Genomic DNA, 25,057 nt, shown 5'->3' on the forward strand with positions numbered 1-25,057 from the left:
ACCGATGACCGTGTCGTCAGCACTGCGCAAGGCGTGGTGGGTGCTCGTGCTGGGTGTCGTCCTCGGCGCCGTGGTGGGCCTGATCCTCGACCTGCGTGTCTCCGGCCAGGGGTACACCTCGTCGTCCCAGGTCCTGATCTCCGGCGGGGGGTCGCAGGACGCGGACGACGTCTACAACACGAACCAGTACATCAACCAGCGGATGTCGACCTACGCCGAGTTCGCCACCAGCAGCCAGGTGCTCGGGGCGGCGAGCCAGCAGCTCGGGATCGAGCAGTCCGACCTCGCCTCCCGCGTCACGGCCACGGTCGCCGGCGACACCACGGTGCTCACGATCGACGTGCGCGGGGCGAGCCCCGACGACGCCGTCCGCTCGGCGCAGGCCGTCACGCAGTCCTTCACCCAGGCGGTCGCGGTCCTCGAGACCCCCGCCCCCGGGCAGCCGCCGCGCGTCGGCACCGACGTCACCGGCGACCCCACCACCCCGTCGGCGAGCCAGTCCAACTCGGTCCTGCGCGTCGCGGGCGGTGCGCTCGTCGGCCTGCTGCTCGTCCTCGTGGGAGTCGTGCTCTGGGGCTCGCAGTACGTCCGCCGGACCGGGCGCCGGATTTACGCCTGGATCTCCACCGACCCCGACGCCCAGCGCACGCCGATGGGCCCGCCCACCGGGGCGCACCCGGCGATGGGCCCGCCCCCGGGCTTCTACCCGCCCGGGCGTCCGCTGCCCCCGCCGCCCCGCGCGGCCATGCCGCCCCAGCACCCCGGCCCGGCCGTCGACCCGACGCCCACCACGCCGGTCCCCGCGAGCGTGCTCGCCGCGGCCGCGAAGGCCGCGCAGGCCGGCAAGGGTGGGCCGGGCTCGGCCGAGGCCACGCAGCGTGTGAACCCGGCGGGCAAGCCCGACGGTGAGAACAAGTCCGGCGGGTCCTCCTCGTCCGACGCGGCCCCGTCCCCGGGCGGGTCGGCTTCGGGCGGGTCGCCTGCGGGCGGGTCGTCCTCGGGCGGTTCCTCCTCCGGTGGGTCGTCCGGGGTGAAGGAGGCCGCCGCGGGCGCAGCGGCCGGTGCCGCGGGTGCCGCCGCGGCGAAGAACGGGGCCGCGAAGAACGGGACCCCGGGCACCACCCAGGCCGCCGGCGTCAACGGCGTGAAGCCGTCGGGCCCGCAGGCCGGTGGCCCCCAGCAGCCGGGCCAGCAGGGCAGCGTCCCGAAGCCGACCGGGCAGAAGCCGGGTCCCCAGCAGCAGTCCGGCCCGCAGCCGTCGTCCGGTCCGCAGGGCTCGCAGGGCAACGGAGCCCAGGGGAACGGCTCGCAGGGCAACGGCCCGAAGCCGACCGCGGGACCGGGCGGCCAGAAGCCGTCGGGTGCCCAGAAGCCGTCGGGTGCCCAGCAGTCGTCCGGTGCCCAGCAGTCGTCGGGGTCCCAGCAGTCCGGGGCCCCGGGCAACGCCCCGAAGCCGTCGGGGTCCCAGCCGGCCTCCGCGCCGCAGGGCGGCTCGACCCCGAACGGGCGGCCGACGCCGTCCCCCGCGGGGTCGTCGAAGCCCTCCCCGAACAAGCCGTCGGCCGGCCCGGCTGCCGCCGGTGCCGCGGCCGGTGCGGCCGCGGCGGCGGGTACCGCTGCCGCGGGTCGGGCCTCCGGGCCCACGCCGGGCTCCGCGCAGAACGGCACGCCGGGGGCGCAGGGTGCCCAGAAGTCGCCGGCCGGCCAGCAGACCCCGGGCAGCCAGCAGACCCCGGGCGGCCAGGCCCCCGGGAACCAGCAGGGGTCGAGCGGTCCGAAGGGCCCGGGCGGCCAGAACGGTGCCGCCGCGGGCGGCTCGGCCGGTCAGAAGGCCCCCGCGCCGCAGAACGGCACGGCGAAGCCGACCGGTGCGGCGTCGCAGGGCACCGGTTCCCCGAGCGCGGGGCCGTCCTCCGGCCCGGGCGCCCCGGCGAACGGGGCCCAGGGAGGCTCCAGCCAGGACAAGGGCGCGTCGGGCAAGGGCACCAACGGCTCGTCCTCGTCGGCCGGGAACGGTGCCGGTGCGCCGGCTCCCGACGCACCGACCGCCACGGTCAAGCGGCCCCGGTCCTCCACCCCGACGCCGGGCCGGCCCTCGCCGGGCAAGCCGGTGTCGATCAAGCCGAAGGGCTCCGGGAAGCCGGCGCCGACCGTCGCGCCCGGCCGCAACACGCCGCCGGCCCGCAACGCCGGGCTCGACGCCGACACGGTCGCGGTCGACATGCGCCCCAAGGGCGGCCCGAGCCCGACACCGCGGCCCCGGCCCGCCGCCAACGGCTCCGCCGCCACGGGGTCCGCCGCGAACGGCTCCGGCGGGCGCGCCGGGTCCGCCGCGGTGACCGACACCGAGCGCAGCGCCCGGGAGAACTGAGGTCCCGTGTCCGTGTTCGGAGCAGTGGCGAAGGTGGCCGGTCGGGTGCGCGGGTGGTCCCGGGGGGCGCGTCCGTCGTCCGCCGACTCGGCGCCCTGCGCGCAGTGCGCGCACGCCCGGGAAGCGCACGAGCACTATCGGCGGGGCACCGAGTGCTCCCTGTGCGACTGCTCCCGCTTCCGCTGACGAGACCGGGTCGACGCACGGCCCGGTGCCCGGGGGATCCCCGGCGCCGGGCCGTCGTCGTGCGTGCCCCGCTCGAGTGGGCGCCGAGGGCTGCGGGGAGGACCCTGCACGCCCACTCGGGCGCCGACTCACGCTCGAGTGGGCGCCGAGGGCTGCCGGGACAACCCTGCACGCCCACTCGGGGGCCGGACTACGCCCGGGCCACCCGCCCGAACACCGCCCCCCAGGTCACGGCGGCCCGGTCGGCGGAGAAGTGCGCGCAGTAGTGCTCCCGGGCCGAGGCGCCCAGCTCGGCGGCGACGGCCGGGTCGGCCAGCCGGGAGAACACGGCGGCGAGCCCGGCCTCGTCGTCGACCCCGAGGGGCGGGAGCGAGGCCGGGGCGAACTCGGGGAGCCCGCCGTGGTCGGAGACGACCGTCGGGATCCCGAGCTGCATGGAGAGCACCTGCACGCCGCTCTGGGTGGCCAGCCGGTAGTGCGCGAGCGAGGCCTTGGCCCGGGCGAGCACGGGGAGGACGTCGGCGTAGGCGAAGTGCTCGCGGCGCCACTCCACGTGCTCGGGCAGGGTCACCGCGTCCAGCGGGCCGTTGCCGAGCAGCAGCAGCCGGTCGCCGCGGTAGTCGGGCGAGGCGGTGTGCCGGGCCCACGCCCTGAGGGTGAGCTCGACGTTCTTGTACGGCGACATCCGGCCCAGCAGCACCATGTCCCGGCGTCCCTCGGTGGGGACGGGCACCGGGGGCAGCGCGGACTCGGGCACGTCGGAGGTCAGCGGCACCACGTCGACCCGGCGCCCGAAGCGCGCCGACAGCACGGCGGCGACGTGCGCGCTCGGGGCGACGACGGCCGCGGCCGCGCGCGTCTGGTGGTCGAGCACCGCGCGGCGGTGCCACGGGCGCTCCTCGGTGGCGTCGTGCGGGCGGTCGTCGTGCACCACCTGCACCAGCGGGGCGAGGCGCGTCATCGGGAGCCAGCGCGGGTCGTGCATCAACTCGGAGACCACGACGTCGGGCGCGAACCGGCGGGCCTCGGCGGTGACGCGCGCGAGGGCGGGCACCGTGCGCGGGTCCTTGATCGAGGGGTCGAGCACCCGCTCGTCGGGGCGGGCGGCGACCTTCTCGTAGTGCTGGTCGGTGGTGACGACGAGGCACTCGTGCCCGGCGGCGGTGAGCGCGTCGACCTGCACGCGCGTCAGGGTGCGCAGCCACGGCGAGAGCCAGAGGACCCTCACAGCACGTCCGCGGGCTCGGCGGGGGCGCCGGGCACTGGGCGCCCGAGCAGGCGGGCGAACGCGCGCTGGTAGGAGTCGGCCATCGCCGTGTCGGTGTACTGCGCGAGCGCGCGCTCCCGTCCGGCGCGCCCGAGGGCGGCGAGTCCCTCGCGGTCGTCGAGCGCGGTCGTCAGGGCGGCCGACCAGGCCTCGCAGGTGGTGGGGGAGACGACGACGCCCGCCCCGCCGTGGGCGAGCATCTCCGGCACCGTCCCGCTCGCCGACGCCATCACGGGGACCGCCCGCGTCATCGCCTCGACCATCACCAGGGGGAAGGCCTCGAAGCCGCTGGGGACGCACAGCACGTCGATCTCGGCGAAGGCGGCGTCGGGCCCGGACACCTGGCCGCGCCAGCGCACTCTCTCGCCCAGCCCCGGCGGGGTGAGCGCCTCGAGGCGGGCCCGGTCGGGGCCGTCGCCAAAGATGTCGAGCGTCCAGTCGTCCCGGCCGAGCGCCTGGAGGGCGTCGATCAGCAGCAGCGGGTTCTTGTACTCGAGGATGCGCGTGAGCATGCACAGGCGCAGGGGCCCGGAGGTGGCCCGGAACGGGCGCGCCGCGGCGGGCGGGATGCCGTTGGGGGCCGCCATGACGACGTCGGTGAGCCGCTGGTGGCGGGTCAGGTCCGTGTGGTGCTGCGCGGAGAGCACGAGCAGCCCGTCGGCGGCCCGGAGGCTCCGCGCGAGGCCCTCGGAGTAGGTGGGGTCGTCGAGCTCTGCCGGGTCGTGGGTCGCGGGCAGCCAGAAGCGCTGCTGGCCGGCCAGCCGGCCCTGCGCCCGCCACGCCCGCGCGAACGCCACCTCGGTGTTGGTGACCCCGCCGACGACGATTGCGTCGTCGCCCGCCACGTCGACGAACGGCTGCCACCACGGCTGGAACGCGAGCCGCACCCGCGGGTCGAGCTCCGCGGTGTAGAGCCCGAGCGCCTGCAGACAGACCATCGTCACGGCGTGGCCACGGGCGACGAGCGCGTTCGCGAGCAGCACCCGCTGGCGCTCGGCGCCGCCGAGGTCGAGGCCGTTGGTGGTGACGACGATGCCGGGGCGCCCGGCCGCGCGCTCGGCCAGGGCGTCCCGACGACGGCGCGCGGCCGTCCGCTTGGAGCGCTGCACCCGCTCGAGGACGAGGGAGCCGAGCGAGAACACGGTCCCGGGACCGCGGTTGCGGGCGTTCCCGAGGGCCATGACCTGGGCCGCCCGCAGCAGGTCGTCACCGCGCAGGGAGGCGAGCGGGTCGTCGGTCTGGGTGCCGGCGGCGGTGTGGCGGACCTGCGGGCCGTCGTCGTCGACCAGCTTCAGCGTCCAGCCCGCGCGCCGGGCGGCGGGCTGCCAGGTGGCGTCCTCGCCGTAGACGAAGAAGCGCTCGTCGAACGGCCCGAGCGCGGTCCAGGCGTCGCGCGAGATCAGCAGGCAGCAGCCCGCCATGTAGCCGTCGACGTCGTGCGGCGCCTCGGGGTAGAGGTCCGAGAACCGGTACAGGCGCGGGTGGTCGCGCAGCCGCTTCGCGTAGCCGGCGGCGTTGAGCAGGTTGCGCAGGACGCTCTGCTCACGGTGCGCGACGTCCCAGGGGCGCTCCCGGCCCTCCGGGTCGAGCACCGTCGGGGACACCGCCGCGACCCGGGGCTGCGCGAGCGCCGCACGGGCCGCCACGAGCGGGCCGATCAGCTCGGCGTCGGGGTTGAGGTGGAGCATGTCGGCGTCGGGGCACTGCGCCGCGAGCCGGTTCATCGCCGCGATGTAGCCCAGGTTCGACTCCGAGAACGTCCAGGTCACCTCGGGCCAGGCGCTCGCGAGCTCGCGCACCTGCGGCGAGCCCGACGAGGCGTTGTCCCAGACGTACACGGGCGAGTCGGGCAGGTGCTTTTCCACGCTGCGCAGCGCCCGGTCGAGCAGATCGGCGCGCCGGTAGGACACGATGAGCACCGCCAGATCCCGACCGCCCACGCCGCGTCTCTCCCTCGTCCCGTCCGACAACGAACGGTGACGATCGTGGCACGCGGCCCGGGGTGACCCGGCCCGGCCCCTCCCGCGGCGCTACCCGCGGCGGATGACCCGCATGTCGACGTACTTGCCCTGCTGCCGCATCCGCAGCGTCTGCAGCGCGGCCATGTCGAGCTCCATGGTCGGCACGTCGGTGATGTCGGAGAAGTCGCGGCGGGACGTGGTGCGGGTGCCCGCGGCGACGGTCGGCCGGGACGACGTGACCCCGAGCTGGGTGGTCTCGGCGTCGAGGGCCTCGTCGGGGGCCCGGCGCTCCGGGACGGGCGCCATGCCGGGGAGCACCGTGGTCGCGGCGTCGAGCCCGACCCCGGAGGGGTCGACCCGCGGCTCCACCGTGGGGGCGGACGGCGCGACGCCGAGGCCGTCGTCGTCCCCGGCCGCCTCGGCCTCCATGCGGTCGAGGCTCTTCGGGCGCAGGGCGCCGAGCAGGGCGTTGCGCATGGCCGCGGGGATCGCCCCGACCAGCAGGGCGCCGCCGAAGTAGGCGATCCCGCCCGCGGCCATGGGGACGATCAGCGGCAGGTCGTAGGTCAGCCAGATCGCCCCGAGCGCCAGCAGCCCGGCCGGCGCGAGGCGCAGCAGGTAGCCGAACGGCAGCGGGTGCACCCCGTGGCGGCGCAGGCGCCACTGCGAGGCGAGCACGCCGATCGTCTCGGTGACGATCAGCATGATGCCGCAGGCCACGGCGCCGAGCCGCGGGATGAGGATGATGTTCCCGACGATGTTGATGGCCAGGTTGATCGTCGACATTGTCGTCAGGTAGCGCTGCTCGTGCGCGGCGATGAGCCCGTCGGACACGATGGCCGAGAGGAAGGTCATCGCGACGGCGATGAAGAAGAACTGCAGCGGCGGGCCCGCGAACACGCCGACGCCGTCCTCGCCGCCGACGATGTCGGCCATGCGGTGGGCCAGCGGCCAGCCGATCACGGCGATCGGGAGCCCCACGAGCAGCAGGAACCGGTAGCCCTGGTCGACGGCGCGGGCGAACCGGTCGCGGTCGGAGTTGTACGTCTCGTTGATCGTCGAGAGCACGGATCGCTCGAAGACCTGGGAGATCAGCGTCAGCGTGAACGCGATCTGCAGCGCCGTGTAGTAGCCGGCGACCTGTTCGGAGGTGCCGAGGAGCGAGAGCAGCAACCCGTCGGCGCGCCAGTAGAGCACCGCGATGATCGAGATGATCGTGAGCGGGAAGGCCTCCTTGAGGAGGCGCCACATCTCGGTCCAGTCGACGACCCAGCGGATCTCGGTGAGGCGCCGGGCGCCCCACCACTGGATCCCCAGGCGCAGGGCCTGCGGGATGATCTGCACCGCGCACATCGCGAGCAGGCCCCAGTCGAAGTAGGCGACCGAGGCGCCCGCCGACAGGGTCAGCACGCGCGAGAGGAACTCCGCGGAGGCGGCCGAGGAGTAGCGGACCTTGACGTCGAACACCGGCTCGAAGCAGGACGAGACCGTGGTGAAGATCAGCCCGGCCGCCAGCACGCAGACGGCCGCCTGCTGCTCGAAGTCGCCCCAGTAGACGCCGATGCCCGCGATCGCGGCGATGATCGCCAACGGGAGGGCGTACGCCGTCGAGAAGGAGATGTTCATCCCGACGAGGCGTTCGAGGTTGCCGCCGAGGCCCGCGACCCGGCGCACGATGATCGTGCCGACGCCGAGCTCGGTGAAGGCCTCGAAGGTCTGGGCGAAGACGACCGCGGCGGCCATGATCCCGTAGCCCTCGGCGCCGAGGTAGCGCGTCGCGATGGCGATCGTGAGCAGCGACAGGGGCAGCGCGGAGAACTTCGCCAGCACCTGGATGACGACGCCGCGCGCGATCGCCGTGGACCGGGTGCTCATCGGCGTCGATGCTACTCGGGGCCCGGACGACCGGTGCCGGGGCGGCCACGGCGGGCGGCGCGGCTAGGGTGTCCGATCGTCCGAGAGTCGTCGCACCACCCGGAGGAGTACGTGGGCACCTGGCTGCTGACCGGCGGCGCGGGCTACATCGGCTCCCACGTGCTGCGGGCCCTGCGTGACGCGGGCCACGACGCGGTCGTCCTCGACGACCTGTCCACCGGCCTCGTCGAGCGTCTCCCCGGCGACGTCGAGCTGCTGCGCTGCTCGCTGCTGTCGGACTCCCTCGACGAGGTCGTCGGCGAGCTCGCGGGCCGGCGCGCCGTCGACGGCGTGGTCCACCTGGCCGCGAAGAAGTCGGTACCCGAGTCGGTGGCGCGGCCCCTGGACTACTACGAGCACAACGTGGGCGGCACGGTCGCGATGCTGCGCGCCGCGGCCGCCGCCGGGATCACGCGGTTCCTCTACTCCTCGAGTGCCGCGGTGTACGGCGAGACGTCGGCCGAGCCGGTCACCGAGGACGTCGCGACCCTGCCGACCAGCCCCTACGGCGAGACGAAGCTCGCGGGGGAGTGGGCGGTGCGCCGGCACGCCGAGGCCGTGGGCGCGTCGTGGACGGCGCTGCGCTACTTCAACGTCGCCGGGTCCGCCGCGCCCGAGCTCGCCGACCGCGGGGCGACGAACCTGCTGCCGCTGGTGATGCGCGCGGCGCGCACCGGGGAGCCGGTGAAGGTGTTCGGGGACGACTGGCCGACGCCGGACGGCACCTGCCTGCGCGACTACGTGCACGTGGCCGACCTCGCCGAGGCGCACGTCGCGGCGGCGGCCGCCCTGCTGGAGGACCGCTCGCCGGGGGCGCTCAACGTCGGCCGCAGCGAGGGCACGAGCGTGCTCGAGGTGATCGCGGCCGTGGAGCGGGCGCAGGGCCCGGTGCCCCGCGAGATCGTCGAGCGCCGCCCCGGCGACCCGGCCCGCGTGGTCGCCGACGCGTCCCGCATCGCCGAGGTGCTGGGCTGGCGGGCCCGGTTGGGCATCGACGACATGTGCCGGTAGTCGCGCCGGGACGGACGCCGAGGGTGCGCTCGTAGTTCGCGCTCCCTCGGCCGTCCGTCGGCGCGTGGCGTCAGCTCGCGAACTGCCCGTCGGCGTTCAGTCGACGGTAGTAGCCCGAGAGGTCCATGCGGCGCTTGGCGTTGACGGTGGACTTGCCCTCGTCGACGAACAGCCGCAGCGGGATCGCGCGGAAGTCGAAGCTCACGCGCGAGGTGTCGGTGTCGTTCGGGTAGTTGCCGTGCCGGTTGTTCACGGCGTCGAACCGGAACACCTCGCCCGGCTCGACGACGGCCGGCGAGAAGGTGTCGCTGCCCGGCGAGTCCTCGATCCACATCGAGTTCGTGCCGTAGGCGCGGGTCAGCGGCAGCCAGTAGTTGAGCGTGGCCGGCTGGTGGTTGTAGTCGGAGTCCTTGTGGAACTCGGACACGGCCACGCTGCCCGGGCGGTGCACGCGGAAGGTGGGGACGCGCTGCACGGCCAGGTCCTCGCCGTACTGCGGGAGGATCCACTCGACGAGGAAGCGGTCGTAGAGGTCCCGCACCTGGTCGTACTCGCGGTAGAAGATCGAGTGGTCGTCGGAGTCCTGGTCGTGGTTGTCCACGTCCGCCCGGCGGTTCAGCTCGTGGATCTTCTCGAGGTCGGGGGTGTCGAGGATCTTCGCGACCACCGTCGAGAACGGGAACTCGATCGGGTCGTAGGTGAGCACGGTGCCGTGCTCGCTGCGATCACTCATCGACTGTCCTTTCCGTGCCTGTCGTCAGTTCTCGGTAGAGCCCCACGAGACGGTCCGCCCAGGCGTCGGCGCCGTAGGGCGCCACCGCCTCGCGCGCCCGGGCTCCCAGCTGAACCCGGACCTCGTCGTCGGAGAGCAGCTTGTCGAGGGCCGCGCCGAGCGCGGCCGGGTCGTTCACCGGCACGACGACGCCGTTGTCGCCGTCCCGGACGAGGGTGGCCAGTCCGCCGACGGGCGTGACGACGGGGCACAGGCCCCACGCCATCCCCTCGAGGACCGACATCGGCAGGCCCTCCCACCAGCTCGGCAGGAGGAGCAGCTGCGCGGTGCCGAGGAGCTCGTCGCGCTCCGCCGGCCCGATCCACGTGCGGACCTCGACGGTGCCGTCGAGACCCGCGTCGGAGACCGCCCGCCGGACCGCGTCGGCGTCGCCGTGCCCCGCGAGGGTCAGCCGGAGGCGCTCGCGGTGCGCGGCCTGCAGGCCCCCGACGGCCTCGACGAGGTCGAAGACGCCCTTGCGGTCGATGAGCCGGCCGAGGAAGACGCCGTGGACGGCGGCCGCGTGCGGGTCGCGCCGCGGCACCGTCGCCGGCCACTCCACGGGGTTGGGCAGGACGAGCACGCGGTCGTCGGGAAGTCCGAGGCGCGAGGTGTAGACCTCGCGGGCGTCGGGGGCCAGGACGATCACGCGGTCGGCGCGCAGCAGCCGGGCGACGACCGCACGCAGTGGCGACGGGAGCCCGTCGAACCACTCGGCGAAGGCGCCGGCGTGGGTGTGCAGCACGGTGGGGACGCCCCGGGCGCGGGCGGCCGCGACGACGAGGCCCTTGCGCAGCGCCGAGAGGCCCTTGGCGACGTGCAGGTGGACGACGTCGACCCGCCCGGCGGCGATCAGGCCCAGGGCCCGGGCGAGGCCGCCGACCATGAGGCGCAGGCGCGACAGCACCCCGACCTCGTCGTACGTGGTGACCACCCGCACCGCGACGTCGTCGCGGGCCGCGAGGAAGCGCACGTGCAGGCGCTGCACCGAGGAGATGCCCCCGGGAGTGCCCTCGGCCTGCCCGACGACGAGGACGCGCAGCGGGGTGGGGTGGCTCACCGGTGGGCGACCGCCGGGTCGACCGTCTCGTACGCGGCGAGCAGGGAGCGCTGCGAGTGCGGCCAGGAGAGCGCGCCGGCCACGCGTTCGCGGCCGACCTCGCCCATCTGCTTGCGGCGCACCGGGTCGTCGAGCAGGTCCGAGACGAGCGAGGCGTACTCGTCGACGTCGTTGGGCCGCGCGTACAGCGCCGCGTCGCCGGCGGAGACCCGGCTCTCGGTGAGGTCGAACGAGACCATCGGGAGGCCCATCGCCATGTACTCCATGATCTTGTTCATGGTGGACACGTCGTTGAGCGGGTTCAGCGGGTCGGGCGCGATCCCGAGGCTCGCCGTGGAGAGGTAGCGGCGGACGTCGGGGGTGTCGGCCATGCCCGTGAACGTCACGCGGTCGTCGAGACCGAGGCGGTGGGCGAGGTCGACGACGTCGTCGAAGGCGTCGCCGCCGCCGAGGAACGCGGCGTGCCAGTCGTCGCGGCGGTCGGCGAGCCGGGCGAGCGCGCGCACGGCGTAGTCGACGCCGTCCTGCGGCCCCATGACGCCGAGATAGACCAGCAGGTGCTCCGCGCCCCGGGCCAGCTCGGGCTCCGGGGGGACCTGCTTGAAGCGGTCGAGGGCGGGTGCGCTGCGCACCGTGAACGCGCGCTCGCCGCGGACCCGGCCGCGGCCCACCGCCCGGGACCGGTAGCTCTCGTTGGTCGAGATCACCACGTCGGCGCTGCGGTAGGTGAGGAACTCGACGAGGCGCAGGCCCCAGTAGAGGGCGTCGCGCTTGGGGCGGAAGCGGGACAGGTAGAGCTCGGGCACGAGGTCGTGCTGGTCGAACACCACCTTGGTGCGGCCACCGCTGAGCACCTTGAGCACGAGCGCGACCACGAACAGCAGGTCGGGCGGGTTGCACAGGTGGACCACGTCGACGGGCTCGCGGCGGTGGATGCGCCGCGCCAGCCGGATCGAGTGGAAGAGCGCGGTCGCGTACTCCTTGAGGTAGCCCTGCGGGCCGCCGGACGCCGCCTTCAGCGGGTAGCGGTGGATACGGACCCCGTCGACGGTCGCCTCACGCTCGGTGTCGCGGTCGGTGCCCTGCGGGCAGATCACCTCGACGTCCCAGCCGTGGTCGCGCAGCGTCGTGGACTCCTGCCACACGCGCCGGTCGAACGGCACAGAGAGGTTCTCGACGAGGATGAGTGCTCGTCCGGGCAAGGTGTGTCCGTCCTGTCGGGGGCCAGGGCCGGCCCGATCGGCGCGCCGTCCGGGCTCGGACCACGGTAGCGATGCGGTCGGCGACCTCGGTCGGGTGCCCGGGGCGCAGGTCGGGGCACCCCCTTCCAGACGCCCCACCGCACTCCGGGTTGCCCGGGATCGCCCGTTCGGGACCTGTGACGTCGTCGGTGCGTCCGCCGGGTCGGTCGTCGGGGCACATCGGTAGCGTCGACGTCGCCCGAACGGGGCAGCATCGGCGAGGGGGGACGGGACATGCACGTGCACGTGGAGCTGCCCGAGGAGCTCGACGTGGAGGCGTACCGGCGGCGGAACGCCCGCGGCGAGATCCCGGACCACACGCCCTACGGCCTGCACCACATGGGCGACGAGGGTGACGTCGTCACCTTCCGCACCCCCGCGGGCGGGCCGGTGGCGTGGGTCTCGCGCAAGGTCCGCAACCGTCTCGACGGCTACGAGGCCGTCACGGCCGTCACCGGCGCGGCCCAGCGTCGCGGCGCCGACGTGCTGTTCTGCATGGACGAGCGCACCGGGATGCCGGCCCTGCTGAGCTCCCCCCGCCGCCCGGTGGTCAGCGGCATCGCGTGGCTGGAGCGCCCGGACATGATCTCGGGCTGGGAGCGCCGCGCCGCGGAGGCCGCCCTGCGGCGGGCCGGCGCGATCTTCACCCAGAGCCCGGCGATGGTGCCGATCCTGCGCGAGCACTGGGACGTCCCCCCGGAGCGCGTGCACGGGGTGGGGCTGGGGATCGACCCGGCGTTCTACCCCGAGCAGCCGTGGTCCGACCGCGACCCGGCGGGTGTGACCGTCACGAGCGTCGGTGACGACCGGGGCCGCGACCACGCGACGCTCGTCGCGTCGGTGCTGCGTGTGCGGGAGCAGGGCCTGCCGGCCTGGCTCGAGCTCGCGACGACGCTGCCGGTCGACCTCCCGCCCGAGGCGGGCGTGGTGCACGCCCGGCGGATGAACGCCGCGATGCGGGGCCTCTACGCCCGCTCGTCGGTGGTGGCGATCGCCCTGCGCCCCAACCCGCAGGGCTCGGGACTGACCGTGGCGCTCGAGGCCCTCGCGAGCGGGCGGCCGGTGGTCGCGACCGACAACCCGGGGATGGACACCTACGTCGAGCACGGCCGGACCGGGCTGCTGGTGCCGCCCGGGGACGTCGAGGCGATGTCCCGGGCGATCGGCGACCTGCTGGCCGACCCGGTCCGGGCCGCGGAGATGGGGGCCGCGGGGCGCAAGGAGGTCGAGCAGCGGTTCACCTCAGCACACATGGCCGCGGAACTGCGGGAGATCGCGCGCGGCACCCTCTAGGGCGCACCGGCATCGTCCGGAAACGGACCGTCGGCGCGAGAACCAGACAATTCATCCCCTCGGGTGATCGACTCTGCACCGGTTAGTCTCGTACCGATCTTTTCGGTGACGAGGGGGGTTCGACCTTGACCACGGTGCACTCCAACCCGGCGTTCGACGACGCGGGACGACGCGAGCACCTCTACGCGGGCGACGTGATGGTCTACGGGGCCACCCCGGCGACGCTGGCGCTGGTGCAGTTCACGCGGGAGCTCGTCGAGGAGGCCTTCGGGGCCCTCGACCCGCAGACGGCGCAGGACGAGATGCCGGTCGAGGAGTTCGCGGCGCTGCTCGCCGACCTCAAGCCCCGGTTCATCCACCACCCGCGGTGCAAGGAGATCCTCCCGCAGATCCTCGCCGAGCGCGGCTGCGACCCGGAGCGGACCTACTTCGACGTGCCGCGGCTGCGGACCTCGACCTCGGACGGCTACCTCACCACCGGGATCGCGTACGCCTTCCACCCCCACCGCGACACCTGGTACTCGGCGCCGATGTCGCAGACGAACTGGTGGATGCCGGTCTACCCGGTGACCGCCGACAACGTGATGGCGTTCCACCCGAAGTACATGACCCAGGGCGTGCGGAACTCCTCGCGGAACTACGACTACGCCGAGTGGAACCGGGTGAGCCGGTTCAACGCCGCCTCGCAGATCGGCAAGGACACCCGCGAGCAGCCGAAGCCCGAGGAGCCCGTGGAGCTCGACCCGCAGGTGCGGCTCGTGCCCGAGGTCGGCGGGATGATGGTGTTCTCCGGCAACCAGCTGCACTCCTCGGTGCCGAACACCTCCGGGCGCACCCGGTACTCGATCGACTTCCGCGTGGTCGACCTCGACGACGTCGAGGCGGGCCGCGGGTCGCGCAACGTCGACTCGGAGTGCTCCGGGACCACGCTGCGCGACTTCCGTCGCTGCTCCGACCTCGCCCCGATGCCCGAGGAGCTGGCGGAGCGCTACGACGGTCGCAACGTGGTGGACGTGCCCGTAGGTGCCTGAGGCACGTGAGCACTGATCCGTGCCCAGGCACGGATCAGTGCTCACGCGTGTTCACCTCCGCCGCGGCTCCGCCTGCGGCCGCAGCGCCGGCGCCACCGGTCGGCCGTCGAACAGGCCGGCGGTCGAGCCCAGCTCGATCGCCTTCGAGTAGGTCGGCAGCGCGTCGGCCACCGCCTGGATCGTCCGGTCGACGTCGTCGTCGGTGTGGGCGGCGGAGATGACGAACGACTGGCCGAGGACCCCGCCGCGCAGCATCTCGCCGAGGAACAGGGTGCGGAACTCCTGGCTCGGCCGCCCCTGCCCGTCGCGGGTGAGGAACACCAGGCAGTTCGGGTGGCCCGCGACCTCGAGGTACTCGCGCATCCCGGCCTCGTCGATCGCGGCGTTCGCGCCCTCGAGCAGGCGGGTTCCCTGGCGGTGCATCGTCGCGACCGGGTCGGTGGTGCGGTAGGCCTCGACCACCGCACGGAAGGCCGTGAGGCCGACCGTCTCGGGGCCGTTGGTGGTGGAGAGCAGGAAGACGCGGTCGGCGTCGGTGGCCAGGCCACCGAGCTCCATGAGCTCGCGCTTCCCGGCGAGCGCGGCGATCGGGAAGCCGTTGCCCATCGCCTTGCCCCACGTGGAGAGGTCGGGCACCACCCCGAAGACCTCCTGCGCGCCCCCGGGCGCCCAGCGGAAGCCGGTGATCATCTCGTCGAACACCAGCACCGTGCCCTCGGCGGTGCACAGCTCGCGCAGGCCCTCGAGGAACCCGGGCTCGGGGGCGACCATGCCGGTGGTCGCCTCGGTGAACACGGCGGCGATCCGGCCGGGGTACCGCGCGAACAGGGCGCGCACCGAGTCGAGGTCGTTGAAGGCGAACCGGACCGTCGCCCGGCGGGTCTCGTCGGGGATGCCGGCGTTCATCGCGGTGGAGCCGATGAACCAGTCGTCGGTGGAGAAGAAGGGCTGGCCCGCGACGGCGACCATGTCGCGGCCGGTGGCGGCGCGGGCGAGCTTGAGCGCCGCCGTCGTCGCGTCCGAGCCGTTCTTCGCGAACTTGACCATGCCGGCGCCGGTCACCACGGACACGAAGTCCTCGGCGGCGGCGAGCTCGAGCGTCGTCGGGCGGGTGAAGCTGACGCCCCGGCCGAGCACGTCGCGCACCGCGGCGAGGACCGGCTCGTAGGCATGTCCGAGGGTGATCGCGCGCAGGCCCATGCCGTACTCGACGAACTCGTTGCCGTCGGCGTCCCACACCCGCGCGCCGAGGCCGCGCTCGAGGACCGGGGCCATGCCCTCCGGGTACTGGTCGTCCCCGCGTGCGTAGGTGTGCGCGCCGCCGGGGACGAGCCGGTGCAGGCGGTCGGCCAGGTCGGTGGAGCGGGCGAAGGTCGGGGCCCGGTCGGGCATCGGCGGTTCCTCCCGGAGGTCGTCGTGAAGGGGTGGAGAGGCCGACGTCGGTCCGTCCCTGGGAGGCATCGTCCCGAATCCGATGATCCGGACACCGACGGGGGTCGGTGGTACGACGATGCCGTGCGGGGGACGCCGCGATCGGCTCCCGGGTTGCCGCGGGGAGCAGTGGCGCCGGTCGCACTCGTTGCAGAGGGTAGACGATGGGTACGCAGCGTGACCAGGACTGCGGTCGCCCGCGGGACGTCGTCGGCGCGGCGGCCCGTTCGGCAGGCGTGTCGGACCGGTGCTGGGGACGGTGGTGCAGTCGGTGCGGGAGTGCTCGTCCCGGACGGCCCAGCAGAGGTCCCCCGGGAGAGAAGAGCCTCCGGGCACTTTCAGACTGGTCCACATGGCGGAGCGTGGTACCTGCGACACGAGCAGCGACGGACCCTCGGGTCGGTCCGGCGCGGTGGTCCTGCGAGTGGTGACCCGACAGCCGGTCGATCGCCGGCCGGAGTCGTCGGCCCCCCAGTGGGCCCCGGCCGCGGCGATGACCGGGGGGTGGAGTCCGGACGAGGGCCTCGTCCCCTTCGGTGCCGAGCTGCCCTTCGAGCCCGACCCCGAGGCGGCGGCGTTCCTCAACGCGCCCCGGCGCACCCTCGACTTCTACGTCGCGCCGTTCGGCACCCCGCCGTTCGGCAACGCGGCGGGCGGCCGGCGGTCCGACGCCGGCCCGCAGGCCGTCGTCCGGCGCGGCGGCACGCAGTGGGGCGAGGCGTACCCGGCCGGAGCCTGACCGTTCTGGCACCCTTCCGCGGGTGGGGTCCCTCGGCGCGGTCCTGAACCGGCCGTTGCCGATGACCGGGCCGTACCGGGCTCCCGACGAGGCCGAGCAGGCCCGGGCGGACGAGCTCGCGCGCGGTCTGCTGGACGGGCCGGACCCCGGCCGCGCCGCGGCCCTCGGCTTCACGACGACGACCGTCGCCGGCCGGACCCTCCTCGAGGCCGATCCGGCGACCGAGCGGTCGTGGGGCGTGGTGGTGCTGCCCCGCGGCCCGGCGGAGGTGCTCGTCGAGGTCCCGCACCCGCAGTCCGACCTGCGGACCGAGCAGATTGGCCTCGCCCTGCTGGAGCGCCTCGACGGGGCGCTGCTGCTGCAGGCGGGGGCCCACCGGCGCGCGGGCGCGGCGGACGGCGCCTTCCCGGCCGACGTCGCGCACCGACCCGACTCGGTGTTCGCGCGGCTCGCGGCCGGGCTCGTCGCCGCGCACGGGCTGCCGCAGGTGCAGGTGCACGGGTGTGCCGACCGGCCCGGCTTCGACGTGGTGGCCTCGTCGGGGGCGGCGGCCGGTTCGGAGCTGCTCGAGGCGATCGTGGCGGGGCTGCGGGACGCCGGCGAGCGGGTGCGCCTCGGCGGCGATCCCGGCTGCGAGGACCTGTCGGGGCGGCGGAACGTCCAGGGCCGGACGGCGGCGCGCCTCGGCACGGTGTTCGTGCACCTGGAGCTGTCGCGCTCGGTGCGGCGCTCGCCGCATCGTCGGGAACAGGTGGCGGACGCGGTGGCGGGGGCCGTGAGGGCCGCGACCTACCATCGGCCGCCATGAGCAACCGGCTCCTCGTGCTCGGCTGGCACAACATCGACCCGACGCCGGGGTTCCCCGACCCGCCGGGCGTGGGCCGGCTGGGCTTCGCCAAGCAGCTGCGGATGCTGTCGCGGTTCGCGAACGTGCTGCCGCTGCAGACCGCGCTCGGGCTGATCGAGGCCGGCGAGCCGCTGCCGTCGCGGGCCGTGGTGCTGACGTTCGACGACGGCTACCGCGACAACCTCGAGCTGGGCGTGCCGATGCTCGAGCGCGCCGGGCTGCCGGCCACCTTCTTCCTCGTGCCCGGCTTCCTCTCGGGCACGGTCGGGGCGTGGTGGGAGGACCTGTCCTCGGCGTTCGACCGGGCCCGGGCCTCGTCGCTCGAGTTCGGCGGGGTGACCTGGCCGCTGACGTCGCCGACGGAGCGCGACGCCGCCCACGGGGCGGTGCGCGCGTCGCTGAAGACGCTCGACCACGCGTCGCGGGTGGCGGAGGTGGCGCGGGTGTCGGCGCTGCTGGAGCCCGCGACGTCGCCGGTCGACGAGGGCCTGTTCATGGACTGGTCGGGTGCGAAGGCGCTGCTCGCGGCCGGGCACGAGATCGGGTCGCACACCGTCTCGCACGCCATCCTGGAGCGGGAGACCGAGGACGGGCAGCGGGCGGAGCTGGCGGAGTCGCGCTCGGCACTGGAGTCGGGCCTCGGGATCACGGTCGACACGCTGGCGTTCCCCAACGGCGCGGCGTCGGACTACTCGGAGACCACCACGCGGATCGCGGCCGAGGCGGGCTACCGGTGCGCGGTGACGACCCGGGCCGGGCTCGCGTCGGGCGGGGTGTCGCCGTACGAGATGCGCCGGGTGGTGGTGACCCCGACGACCGACCTGGCGAGCGTGGCGGAGAAGGGGTGGCGCAAGGCGCGGTCGCTGGTGGGCCGGAAGGCGGCGGCCCTCGCGTCCCGTCGCTGAGGGAGTGTCAGCACTGCGGCCATGCTGACACTGGACGTCACAAACGGGCCATGTACGGCTCAGCTGCTGCGCCGTCCCGGCTCGCCGTAGAGAACGGTCGGCTCGGGCATGCCCGCGGCGATCTCGAGACCCTTCACGATCTCGCGCCGCACCCCGTCCGGGTCGTCACGGAGGTCGTTGGGGCGGCTGCTGAGCACGTAGACGTTGTGCTCGAACAGACGCTGACGCCGTCGTCTCGTCGCGAGGACCTGACTCCGGGTGGCGAAGTGCTCCTGGACCGAGTCCTGTTCCCACGCGAAGCCGACACCCTTGACGAGGGCGTCCGGGATGGCGATGAGCGAGCGGTCGCCGGGTGCGAGGAGCGGCACGTTCCAGAGCGCCTCGGGGAAGTCGTGCGAGTTCCAGAACTCGAAGGCGCCGAACTCGGCGGGCGAGCGGACCCCGAGCCGGACCGCGCCGAGGACCGCGCGGGGCGCCGCCGTCCCGCGACGGCAGCCGGCCTCGAGCTCGTCGTGAATCTGCTCGACGACCAGGAGCTCCCGCTGGACCGGGTCCGTCATCAGCGCGGAGATGCGGTCGTGGTCCTTCATCCGGCGCACGGCGTCGGTGAGGCAGCGGACGAGGTGCGCCACGGGCAGGCCGTCGCGCTCGACCCTCGGCGGCATCCGCATCGTGCGCTCGATGACCGCGAATCCGTGACTGCGCACCTGGTGCGTCCACGGGACGAGGACGTGTATCGACGGCGGCTCCTCGACACGGCGGAGCCGGTGCAGACGTAGTCCGGCGAGACCGCTGATCAGGGCGTCGTCCCCGGCGTGGAGGAGCGCCGCGACCACGAGTTGCCTCCACGTGGGGGGACCGCTGGTGAGCTTGATGATCCCCGGCAGGAGCCATAGCCACGGCCCGTCCTGCTGGCACCGCCGGTAGCTCGTCCGCTGCGGCACCCCCAGCTGCTCGAGTCGGCGCACGCGGATGACGTCGTCGTCCGCCTCGCGCCTCAGCGCGGCCATGTCCTCGGCCCAGGAACCTCGTCGCATGGCGCCACGGTCGGTTCTGCGGTGCCGATCCGGCCAGGAACTCGCTCGGAGCTGTGGACAGGCGGGCCTCGCGGTGCCGGTGGGGACGGACGACGGGGCCGTCCGGACCAAGGGCCGCCTACGACGAACAGCCCGTCCTCCGGCGCGGGAGGACGGGCTGCTCGCGGTTCGTACAGGGCCCGATTGTGACGTTCAGTGTCAGCATGGCCGCAGTGCTGACACCCAGGTGGCTAGCGCTTGATGCGGAAGATGCCCCACGCCAGCTGGCCCGACCGGCCACCGTTGACCCAGTTGCGCAGGCCGGTCTTCATGTTCGCGATGTACTCCTCGGAGATCTTCCCTGCGAAGGCCTTCTCGGCGCGCTCCAGCTCGGCGAGGACGCGGCCGTAGTGCGTCGTCAGCTGGTCGGTGTGGTCGTCGAACGTGCAGTCGGTGAACCCGTGCTTCGCGAACTCGTCCCGGTAGAACCCGGGCGAGCCGAGGCTGTCCAGGTGCAGACGGGCGAGGATCGGCGTGAGGGCCCCGGTGTCGGCGTCGTCGGCGGCCATCGGGTCGGTGAAGACGACCTGCCCGCCCGGGACGAGCACGCGGGTGATCTCCGCGACCACCGACGAGCGCTCGCCGGAGTGCAGGAACGCGTCCTGGGACCAGACGAGGTCGTAGGCGTTGTCCTGGATCGGCATGTTCTCGAACGAGCCGTCGACGACGTCGACGAGGTGGTCGAGACCCTGCTCGTGGGTCTTCTCCCGGTTCCGCTCGTTCTCGACCTCGGAGAGGTTCAGGCAGGTCACCTTGCAGCCGAACTTCCGGGCCAGGTGCCGGGCCGCGCCGCCGTAGCCGGCGCCCATGTCGAGCACGCGGGTCTCGGCGGTGATGCCGGCGGTCTCGGCCATCCGCTCGACCGTGCGCGCGGAGGCCGGGGCGATCGGCTCGTCGGGGGTCTCGTAGAGCCCGACGTGGATGTCCTCGCCGCCCCACACCTCGTGGTAGAAGGTGTCGGCGTCGGTGGAGTTGTAGTAGTCGCGGGCCGTGTGCACCGCCGTCGAGTACGACTGGGTCAATTCCTCGTCCGTCCGATAGGTCTTCTCGGCCACGTGGATCCAGAAGTCGGGAGTGTCCTGGCTGTAGGTGTCCTGGAAGTCGCCGTAGGTGTCGATCTTCTGGAACCCGACCTCCCGCATGAGCCGGCGCACGTAGTCCTTGCGCAGCGGGAACATGTTCAGGTGGTACACGGATCCGTCGTCGTGGAACGTGTACCGGAAGCGCGCGAGGCCCTCGTCGAGGTACTCCGGCTCGGCGGTGACGGTGTCGCCGCTGTAGTAGTACTTGTGCTTCGACGAGAAACCGTCGTCGAGGATCGAGTCGTAGTTCCGCTGGTCGAGGATCAGCACCCCGTCGTGGGAGAGCATCGCGTAGAACTCGGCCAGTGCCTTGCGGCGGTCGCGCTCGGAGAACAGGTGCGTGAACGAGTTCCCGAGGCAGATGATCGCGTCGTACTCGCCGTGGACGTCGCGGTTGAGCCAGCGCCAGTCGGCCTGGACCACGCGCAGGACGTGCCCGCGCTCGCGGCCGTTGGCGAAGGCCTTGGCGAGCATCTCGGCGCTGCCGTCGGCGGAGACGGTCTCGAAGCCCGCCTCGAGCAGCTGCACGGAGTTGAAGCCGGTGCCGGTGGCGACGTCGAGGACCTTCTCGACCCCGCGCGCCCGGAGCTGGTCCATGAAGAACGTGCCCTCGCTGGCGGCGCGTCCCTCCCAGCCGATGTAGTCGTCCCACTTGTCGACGAATCCCTTGATGTACTCGTCCTGGTAGTGGTTCGTGTCGCGTACCTCGGCGGGGTTCTCCCCGAAGTCCTGGTGTACGTCGGGGTCGTGCTGGGGGGCCTCGATCGGTGCAAGGCCAGCCGCGGTGTCGGGGCTCCGGTCTGCGGCTGTGGTCATGAAGGGGTCCTCCGGACGTTCGGCGACGCTTCCGGAGACGAAACGTTAGGGCGGTCCGGTGCGGATGGGTACCGCACTCGGTCACACTGCGTGTCGACAACGATTCAGTTGACCGATCCGGAACACGGGTCGCTGGGCCGATCAGCCCTGTTGGGAGGGGGCGTACGGCTCGCGACGATCAGGTTGCCGTCGTGTGAAGAGATACCGGTCACGTGCGCGGAACGGGCGTTTACGAGATACTCCGCCGCTCACCCGGTCGGGTCGACGATGACCTTCCGGTTCGTCGAGGCGGGGCCGGGGAGCTGGCGGCCGCCGGGGCCCTGGTCGTTGACGTAGCCCGGGAACCGGCTGCCGACCCCCGTCGTCGTGATCTGGTCGGGCTTCGCCCCGAGGTCGACGAGCAGGCCCTTCACCGCCTCCGCGCGCCGCGTGGACAGCTCGACCTGGCTCTGGTCGGTCCCCGCCCGCGCGCTGGTGCCCGTCAGGGCGATCTTGCGGGCCGGCGACTGCTTGAGGAAGTCCGCGAAGGGCGTCAGGACGCCCCGGGCGGCGGCGACGTCGCGGAAGTCGGCGGTGTCGGGCTGGAAGCCCACCGACCCGTCGTCGGGCAGGACGCTCGCCTGCCCGGGGGTGATCTTCGGCGGGGGCGGCAGGTCGACGGGGGTGACCGGCGGCGCGTCCGAGGGCGCCTCGCCGGAGCGCGGCTCGTCGACGACCGCGACGCACGCGGCGCCGGAGGCCTCCGCGATGCCCTTCCACAGCGCGACGAGCGACGCCCGCTGTGCGGTGTCGAGCGCCGGCTGCGGGGCCGCGACGTCCCCGATGCCGGCCAGCACGACGGTGGCACCCGTGAGGGTCGGGAGCGCCCGGTTGTCGCGCAGGAAGGCGACGGTGTCGGCGACCGGGGCGGCGAGCAGGCCCGGCTGACGGAAGTCGAGGGGCGCGACCGTGGACAGCCCGGAGTCGACGAGCACCACCGTGCCCGGCCGCGAGCCCTGCACGGAGCGCCCGGCGAGGGTGAGCGCGCCGAGGGTGTCGGCCTCCGGGGTCTGCGCGCGGAGCGTGGGGATCGCGCTGCCGAGCCCGGAGAGGAAGGCGTTCTGGTCGTCCTGCGCGGCGATCGCGTTGCCCGCGTCGGTGCGGTAGGTATCGCTGCCGGCCACCGAGGGCCGCCCGTCGACGTTCACGACGGTGAACTTCGGCTGCACGTTCTGCTCGGAGGCGCCCGACACGACGGTGATCGCCGCCTGCTGCACCGGCCCCGGCAGGCTCGGCTCGGGCTCGTTGGACCGGCCCCCGATCGCGATGGCCATCGGGCCGACCGGCACGGGGCACGACAGCGGCGCGCCGCCGCCCCCCGAGAACCCCCCGGCGGACTCGTCGCCGGAGGAGCAGGCGCCGAGCGCGAGCAGCGTGGCGAGCGAGGCGGCGACCAGGGCGGCGCGCGAGGTCACGGATGGTCTCCGTTCGGGGTGGTGCGGGCGCGGTGCGCTCCGCCGGAATGGCCGTTCACACCGTTGACCACCGCGGGGGTGGGCGCGCGGCGGGCCGGCGGGTCCTCGCGGTGCGGCGGGATCGCCTCGCGCCCGGGCTCCAGGGCGCGGGCGGGGCTGAACAGCGGGTACGGCGGGTAGGGCGCGCCGTTGGTGAGGCCGTCGGTCACCGACGGGTTCTGCTTCTTCGAGGCGATGAGCGTGCGCGCGTAGTTCTGCAGCTCGAACATCTCCGCGGTCACCTGCGCGTGGGCGGCCTTCCAGCGCTCGTTCTCGCGGTCGCGCTCGTTCTGCTGCTGACGCAGCGCCTCGCGGGAGCGCTCGAGCTCCGCGCGGCTCGTCCGCTCGGCGGCCGTGGCCTCCTCGAGGCGCCGCTCCGCACGCCGCAGCGCCCCGGCGACCGGGTTGAACGACACGAACGTCGCCACCATCGCCGCGACGCCGCTGGCGAGGAACAGCGCGCCGAAGAGCATCGCGGGCAGCACCGCGGACGCCTCCAGCCCGCTCGACGACGACCCGCCGAAGCCGCCACCGCCCCCGAAGCCGCCCCCGCCGCCGAAGCCCCCGCCCCCGCCGCCGAAGCCGCCGCCCGAGCCCGAGGACCCGAAGGGGTTCGACGAGGTCGACGACGGCGTGAGCAGCCGGGTGACGAAGGAGGAGATGCCGAGGACCAGCCACACGACGAAGGCGGCCAGCGTCAGCAGCACGCTCGCCCGCGGGTCGCCGCAGCGGCGACGCGCGAGGCCCTGCCCGACGAGGTGGGCGAGGCCGACCGCCGCGGCGGCGAAGCCGATCGTCCCGATGACGATGAGGAACGTCGAGCCGCGGAACACGCGCGCGAGCACGACGTAGAAGGCCGCGATGTCGCCGCCGATGGCCAGGATGATGATCCCGAGCGCGAGATAGTCCTCCCGCGACCGGTCCACCAGCATCGTGGAGTCGCGGTACGAGCGCGGGGCTCCGGGGTCGGCGGGCCGCGCCCGGCCGCCGAGGCTGAACCTGCTCATCGGGTCTCCTGCTCGGTGACGGCCTCGTCGGCCGGTCGGCCGGTGGCCGGCCGGTCGGTGGCCCGCAGGGGCCCGGTCAGGGCGTCGTCGGGCGGCCCGGGCGGGGTGCGCACCGACAGCGCCTGGCGGGCGGCCCGGGGACCGCGGGCGGCGCTGCGGCGGGGGTCGGACGAGCCGTTCGGGGTGGGCGGGACCGCCGCGGTGGGCGCGTCGGGGTCGGGGCCGGTGCCGCGACGGGGGCCGGCGGGCTCCATCAGCCGCTCGCGGGCGTCGGCGTAGTCGAGGCGGGCCACCTCGAGGGCGCGCCGGTCGCGCTCGTGGGTGGCCTCGGCGTCGGCGAGCTGCTGGCGGGCGCCCCCGACGAGCCGGTCGATGACGGCGTGGTGGTCGGCGTGCTCGGAGTCGACGCGCGCGAGCCAGCCCGAGGCCCAGGAGGCGACGAGCGGGTCGAGCGCCGCGCCGGTGCCCTCGTCGACGGCGTTGGGCAGCAGGTCGTTCACCAGCGAGCGCACCCGGCCGCGGGCGGCGGCGACGTCGGGGGTGGCCTGGTTCGGGTAGGGCATCGGGCCCACCCGGTCCTCCGCGTAGACCGACGCGAACCGCTTCTCCTCGGGGGTCGACGGCGCGCGCAGCCCCGTCGAGCCCTGGCCGGGGCGGGCCGCGGGCGTGCCGCCGGGCGGGGTCTGCTCAGCGGCGGCGGGGCGCCGGCGCAGCCATCCGAACATCAGGACTCCTCGCGCACGCGGCCGTGGTGGCCGGTCGGGTCGGGGGTGCCGGCGGGCGGCGTCGGCCCGGCGCCGCTGTGGGCGGCCGGGGGCACGGTCGGGTCCTCGGCGGCGAACACCCAGCCGGGGATGCGGGGGTGCTGCGCGGCGAGCGTGGGGCCGATGCGGTCGCGCTGCGGGTGGAACCGCACGAGGTGGCGCTCGTAGGCCGAGATGCGGCGCATGATCTGGGCGTGCAGGCGCCGCACGCGGGTGGCGCCGACCACCTCGCGGGCCCGCAGCGCCGCGCGGACGCGGGCGAGCTCCTCGCGGGCCGCGGTGGCCGCGGTGGTCAGCCGGGCGATCTCATCGACCATCGGCCGGCGCAGCGCCTCGTACTCGCGGGCGCGGCGGGCGCGGACGATGTCGTCGGGCGTCTGGGACTCGCCGCCCCGGCGCAGGCCGAGCTGGCCGTCGTCGAGCAGCACGGGCCACGACTCGGCGCGCTGCTCCGCGCGCTGGGCGGCGGCCTCCGTGGCCCCGATGCGGACGACGAGGGCGGCCTCGGTCTCGAGCAGCGGCGCGAGCTCCACGTCGAGACGCAGGCGCTCGCGGTGGCTGCGGGCGAGGAAGTCCTGGGCGAGCTCCTCGAGCGCGGGAGTGCCCGAGCCGGTGCCGGGGATGCCCGCCCGGCCGTCGGCGCGGGCCCGCCGCCAGTCGGCGAGACGGTTCGCCAGCGTGTAGGCGGGCACGCCGGGTCCCGACGAGGTCGTCGGCGGGATGGGTGGGCCGGCGGGCGCCGCGACGTGGCGCGACGGCGGCGGGGGCGGCGCGCCCGTGGGGGCCGGGG

At 74.4% G+C, this 25,057-nt stretch carries 20 protein-coding genes; 7 read left to right on the forward strand and 13 right to left on the reverse strand.

The window, feature by feature from the left end; translation table 11 throughout:
- Window positions 1–4: 4 nt before the first annotated feature.
- Window positions 5–2,371, forward strand: a complete 2,367-nt coding sequence (locus ACFPBZ_RS24985) for a YveK family protein (RefSeq protein ID WP_378038827.1) — start codon at window positions 5–7, stop codon at window positions 2,369–2,371.
- A gap of 376 nt (window positions 2,372–2,747) precedes the next feature.
- Here ACFPBZ_RS24985 and ACFPBZ_RS24990 read toward each other — a convergent pair whose 3' ends face one another.
- The 3 genes from ACFPBZ_RS24990 to ACFPBZ_RS25000 form a co-directional block, all read right to left on the reverse strand.
- Complete coding sequence (locus ACFPBZ_RS24990; RefSeq protein WP_378038828.1) at window positions 2,748–3,785, reverse strand: glycosyltransferase family 4 protein; 1,038 nt, start codon at window positions 3,783–3,785, stop codon at window positions 2,748–2,750.
- On the reverse strand, window positions 3,782–5,764 hold the full coding sequence (locus tag ACFPBZ_RS24995; protein ID WP_378038829.1) for a glycosyltransferase: 1,983 nt from the start codon (window positions 5,762–5,764) through the stop codon (window positions 3,782–3,784). The genes ACFPBZ_RS24990 and ACFPBZ_RS24995 overlap by 4 nt, the downstream gene beginning before the upstream one ends.
- A gap of 90 nt (window positions 5,765–5,854) precedes the next feature.
- Complete coding sequence (locus ACFPBZ_RS25000; RefSeq protein WP_378038830.1) at window positions 5,855–7,660, reverse strand: flippase; 1,806 nt, start codon at window positions 7,658–7,660, stop codon at window positions 5,855–5,857.
- A gap of 111 nt (window positions 7,661–7,771) precedes the next feature.
- Here ACFPBZ_RS25000 and galE point away from each other — a divergent pair, with 111 nt between their 5' ends.
- Window positions 7,772–8,710, forward strand: coding sequence for a UDP-glucose 4-epimerase GalE (gene galE / locus ACFPBZ_RS25005; protein ID WP_378038831.1), 939 nt, complete (start codon window positions 7,772–7,774; stop codon window positions 8,708–8,710).
- 70 nt (window positions 8,711–8,780) lie between these two features.
- Here galE and ACFPBZ_RS25010 read toward each other — a convergent pair whose 3' ends face one another.
- The 3 genes from ACFPBZ_RS25010 to ACFPBZ_RS25020 are packed head-to-tail and all read right to left on the reverse strand — an operon-like array spanning window position 8,781 to window position 11,744.
- Window positions 8,781–9,443 (reverse strand): hypothetical protein, encoded by a 663-nt coding sequence (locus tag ACFPBZ_RS25010; protein WP_378038832.1) that lies wholly within the window; start codon window positions 9,441–9,443, stop codon window positions 8,781–8,783.
- Entirely contained in the window at window positions 9,436–10,542 is a 1,107-nt protein-coding gene (locus ACFPBZ_RS25015; RefSeq protein ID WP_378038833.1) for a glycosyltransferase family 4 protein, read from the reverse strand. Before ACFPBZ_RS25015 ends, ACFPBZ_RS25010 begins: the two co-directional genes overlap by 8 nt.
- Window positions 10,539–11,744: a glycosyltransferase family 4 protein gene (locus ACFPBZ_RS25020; protein WP_378038834.1), complete on the reverse strand. Its 1,206-nt coding sequence runs from the start codon at window positions 11,742–11,744 to the stop codon at window positions 10,539–10,541. The genes ACFPBZ_RS25015 and ACFPBZ_RS25020 overlap by 4 nt, the downstream gene beginning before the upstream one ends.
- A 273-nt stretch (window positions 11,745–12,017) precedes the next feature.
- On the opposite strand from ACFPBZ_RS25020, the gene ACFPBZ_RS25025 reads away from it, so the two are divergent.
- Both ACFPBZ_RS25025 and ACFPBZ_RS25030 read left to right on the forward strand, forming a co-directional pair.
- On the forward strand, window positions 12,018–13,076 hold the full coding sequence (locus tag ACFPBZ_RS25025; protein ID WP_378038835.1) for a glycosyltransferase family 4 protein: 1,059 nt from the start codon (window positions 12,018–12,020) through the stop codon (window positions 13,074–13,076).
- A gap of 134 nt (window positions 13,077–13,210) precedes the next feature.
- Entirely contained in the window at window positions 13,211–14,107 is an 897-nt protein-coding gene (locus ACFPBZ_RS25030; RefSeq protein ID WP_378038847.1) for a phytanoyl-CoA dioxygenase family protein, read from the forward strand.
- Between the two features lie 51 nt (window positions 14,108–14,158).
- Here the strand turns inward: ACFPBZ_RS25030 and ACFPBZ_RS25035 are convergent, their stop codons facing one another.
- Window positions 14,159–15,499, reverse strand: a complete 1,341-nt coding sequence (locus tag ACFPBZ_RS25035) for a glutamate-1-semialdehyde 2,1-aminomutase (RefSeq protein WP_378038836.1) — start codon at window positions 15,497–15,499, stop codon at window positions 14,159–14,161.
- Between the two features lie 466 nt (window positions 15,500–15,965).
- Here ACFPBZ_RS25035 and ACFPBZ_RS25040 point away from each other — a divergent pair, with 466 nt between their 5' ends.
- The 3 genes from ACFPBZ_RS25040 to ACFPBZ_RS25050 are packed head-to-tail and all read left to right on the forward strand — an operon-like array spanning window position 15,966 to window position 18,029.
- A complete protein-coding gene (locus tag ACFPBZ_RS25040; RefSeq protein ID WP_378038837.1) occupies window positions 15,966–16,277 on the forward strand; it encodes a hypothetical protein in 312 nt (103 codons plus the stop codon).
- Window positions 16,278–16,299: 22 nt separating this feature from the next.
- Complete coding sequence (locus tag ACFPBZ_RS25045; protein ID WP_378038838.1) at window positions 16,300–17,085, forward strand: hypothetical protein; 786 nt, start codon at window positions 16,300–16,302, stop codon at window positions 17,083–17,085.
- Window positions 17,082–18,029, forward strand: coding sequence for a polysaccharide deacetylase family protein (locus tag ACFPBZ_RS25050; RefSeq protein ID WP_378038839.1), 948 nt, complete (start codon window positions 17,082–17,084; stop codon window positions 18,027–18,029). The genes ACFPBZ_RS25045 and ACFPBZ_RS25050 overlap by 4 nt, the downstream gene beginning before the upstream one ends.
- Before the next feature lie 59 nt (window positions 18,030–18,088).
- Here ACFPBZ_RS25050 and ACFPBZ_RS25055 read toward each other — a convergent pair whose 3' ends face one another.
- The 6 genes from ACFPBZ_RS25055 to ACFPBZ_RS25080 all read right to left on the reverse strand — a co-directional run.
- A complete protein-coding gene (locus tag ACFPBZ_RS25055) occupies window positions 18,089–19,066 on the reverse strand; it encodes a hypothetical protein (RefSeq protein ID WP_378038840.1) in 978 nt (325 codons plus the stop codon).
- A gap of 230 nt (window positions 19,067–19,296) precedes the next feature.
- Window positions 19,297–21,003: a glycine/sarcosine N-methyltransferase gene (locus ACFPBZ_RS25060; protein ID WP_378038841.1), complete on the reverse strand. Its 1,707-nt coding sequence runs from the start codon at window positions 21,001–21,003 to the stop codon at window positions 19,297–19,299.
- 248 nt (window positions 21,004–21,251) lie between these two features.
- Entirely contained in the window at window positions 21,252–22,457 is a 1,206-nt protein-coding gene (locus ACFPBZ_RS25065) for an OmpA family protein (RefSeq protein ID WP_378038842.1), read from the reverse strand.
- Window positions 22,454–23,503 (reverse strand): hypothetical protein, encoded by a 1,050-nt coding sequence (locus ACFPBZ_RS25070; RefSeq protein ID WP_378038843.1) that lies wholly within the window; start codon window positions 23,501–23,503, stop codon window positions 22,454–22,456. The genes ACFPBZ_RS25065 and ACFPBZ_RS25070 overlap by 4 nt, the downstream gene beginning before the upstream one ends.
- Window positions 23,500–24,228: a hypothetical protein gene (locus ACFPBZ_RS25075; RefSeq protein WP_378038844.1), complete on the reverse strand. Its 729-nt coding sequence runs from the start codon at window positions 24,226–24,228 to the stop codon at window positions 23,500–23,502. The genes ACFPBZ_RS25070 and ACFPBZ_RS25075 overlap by 4 nt, the downstream gene beginning before the upstream one ends.
- Window positions 24,228–25,057 (reverse strand): hypothetical protein (locus tag ACFPBZ_RS25080; RefSeq protein ID WP_378038845.1); only part of this gene is annotated, 830 nt, incomplete at its 5' end. The genes ACFPBZ_RS25075 and ACFPBZ_RS25080, both read right to left, overlap by 1 nt.

The sequence above is a fragment of the Actinomycetospora atypica genome, assembly GCF_042653685.1.
Classification (GTDB): Bacteria; Actinomycetota; Actinomycetes; order Mycobacteriales; family Pseudonocardiaceae; genus Actinomycetospora; species Actinomycetospora atypica.

Excerpts from the sequence above, each read along its gene's own strand:
- ACFPBZ_RS24985 (WP_378038827.1), top strand. The coding sequence starts at position 5 with ATGACCGTGTCGTCAGCACTGCGCAAGGCGTGGTGGGTGCTCGTGCTG.
- ACFPBZ_RS25000 (WP_378038830.1), bottom strand. The coding sequence starts at position 7,660 with ATGAGCACCCGGTCCACGGCGATCGCGCGCGGCGTCGTCATCCAGGTG.
- ACFPBZ_RS25010 (WP_378038832.1), bottom strand. The coding sequence starts at position 9,443 with ATGAGTGATCGCAGCGAGCACGGCACCGTGCTCACCTACGACCCGATC.
- ACFPBZ_RS25025 (WP_378038835.1), top strand. The coding sequence starts at position 12,018 with ATGCACGTGCACGTGGAGCTGCCCGAGGAGCTCGACGTGGAGGCGTAC.
- ACFPBZ_RS25035 (WP_378038836.1), bottom strand. The coding sequence starts at position 15,499 with ATGCCCGACCGGGCCCCGACCTTCGCCCGCTCCACCGACCTGGCCGAC.
- ACFPBZ_RS25050 (WP_378038839.1), top strand. The coding sequence starts at position 17,082 with ATGAGCAACCGGCTCCTCGTGCTCGGCTGGCACAACATCGACCCGACG.
- ACFPBZ_RS25055 (WP_378038840.1), bottom strand. The coding sequence starts at position 19,066 with ATGCGACGAGGTTCCTGGGCCGAGGACATGGCCGCGCTGAGGCGCGAG.
- ACFPBZ_RS25060 (WP_378038841.1), bottom strand. The coding sequence starts at position 21,003 with ATGACCACAGCCGCAGACCGGAGCCCCGACACCGCGGCTGGCCTTGCA.
- ACFPBZ_RS25070 (WP_378038843.1), bottom strand. The coding sequence starts at position 23,503 with ATGAGCAGGTTCAGCCTCGGCGGCCGGGCGCGGCCCGCCGACCCCGGA.
- ACFPBZ_RS25075 (WP_378038844.1), bottom strand. The coding sequence starts at position 24,228 with ATGTTCGGATGGCTGCGCCGGCGCCCCGCCGCCGCTGAGCAGACCCCG.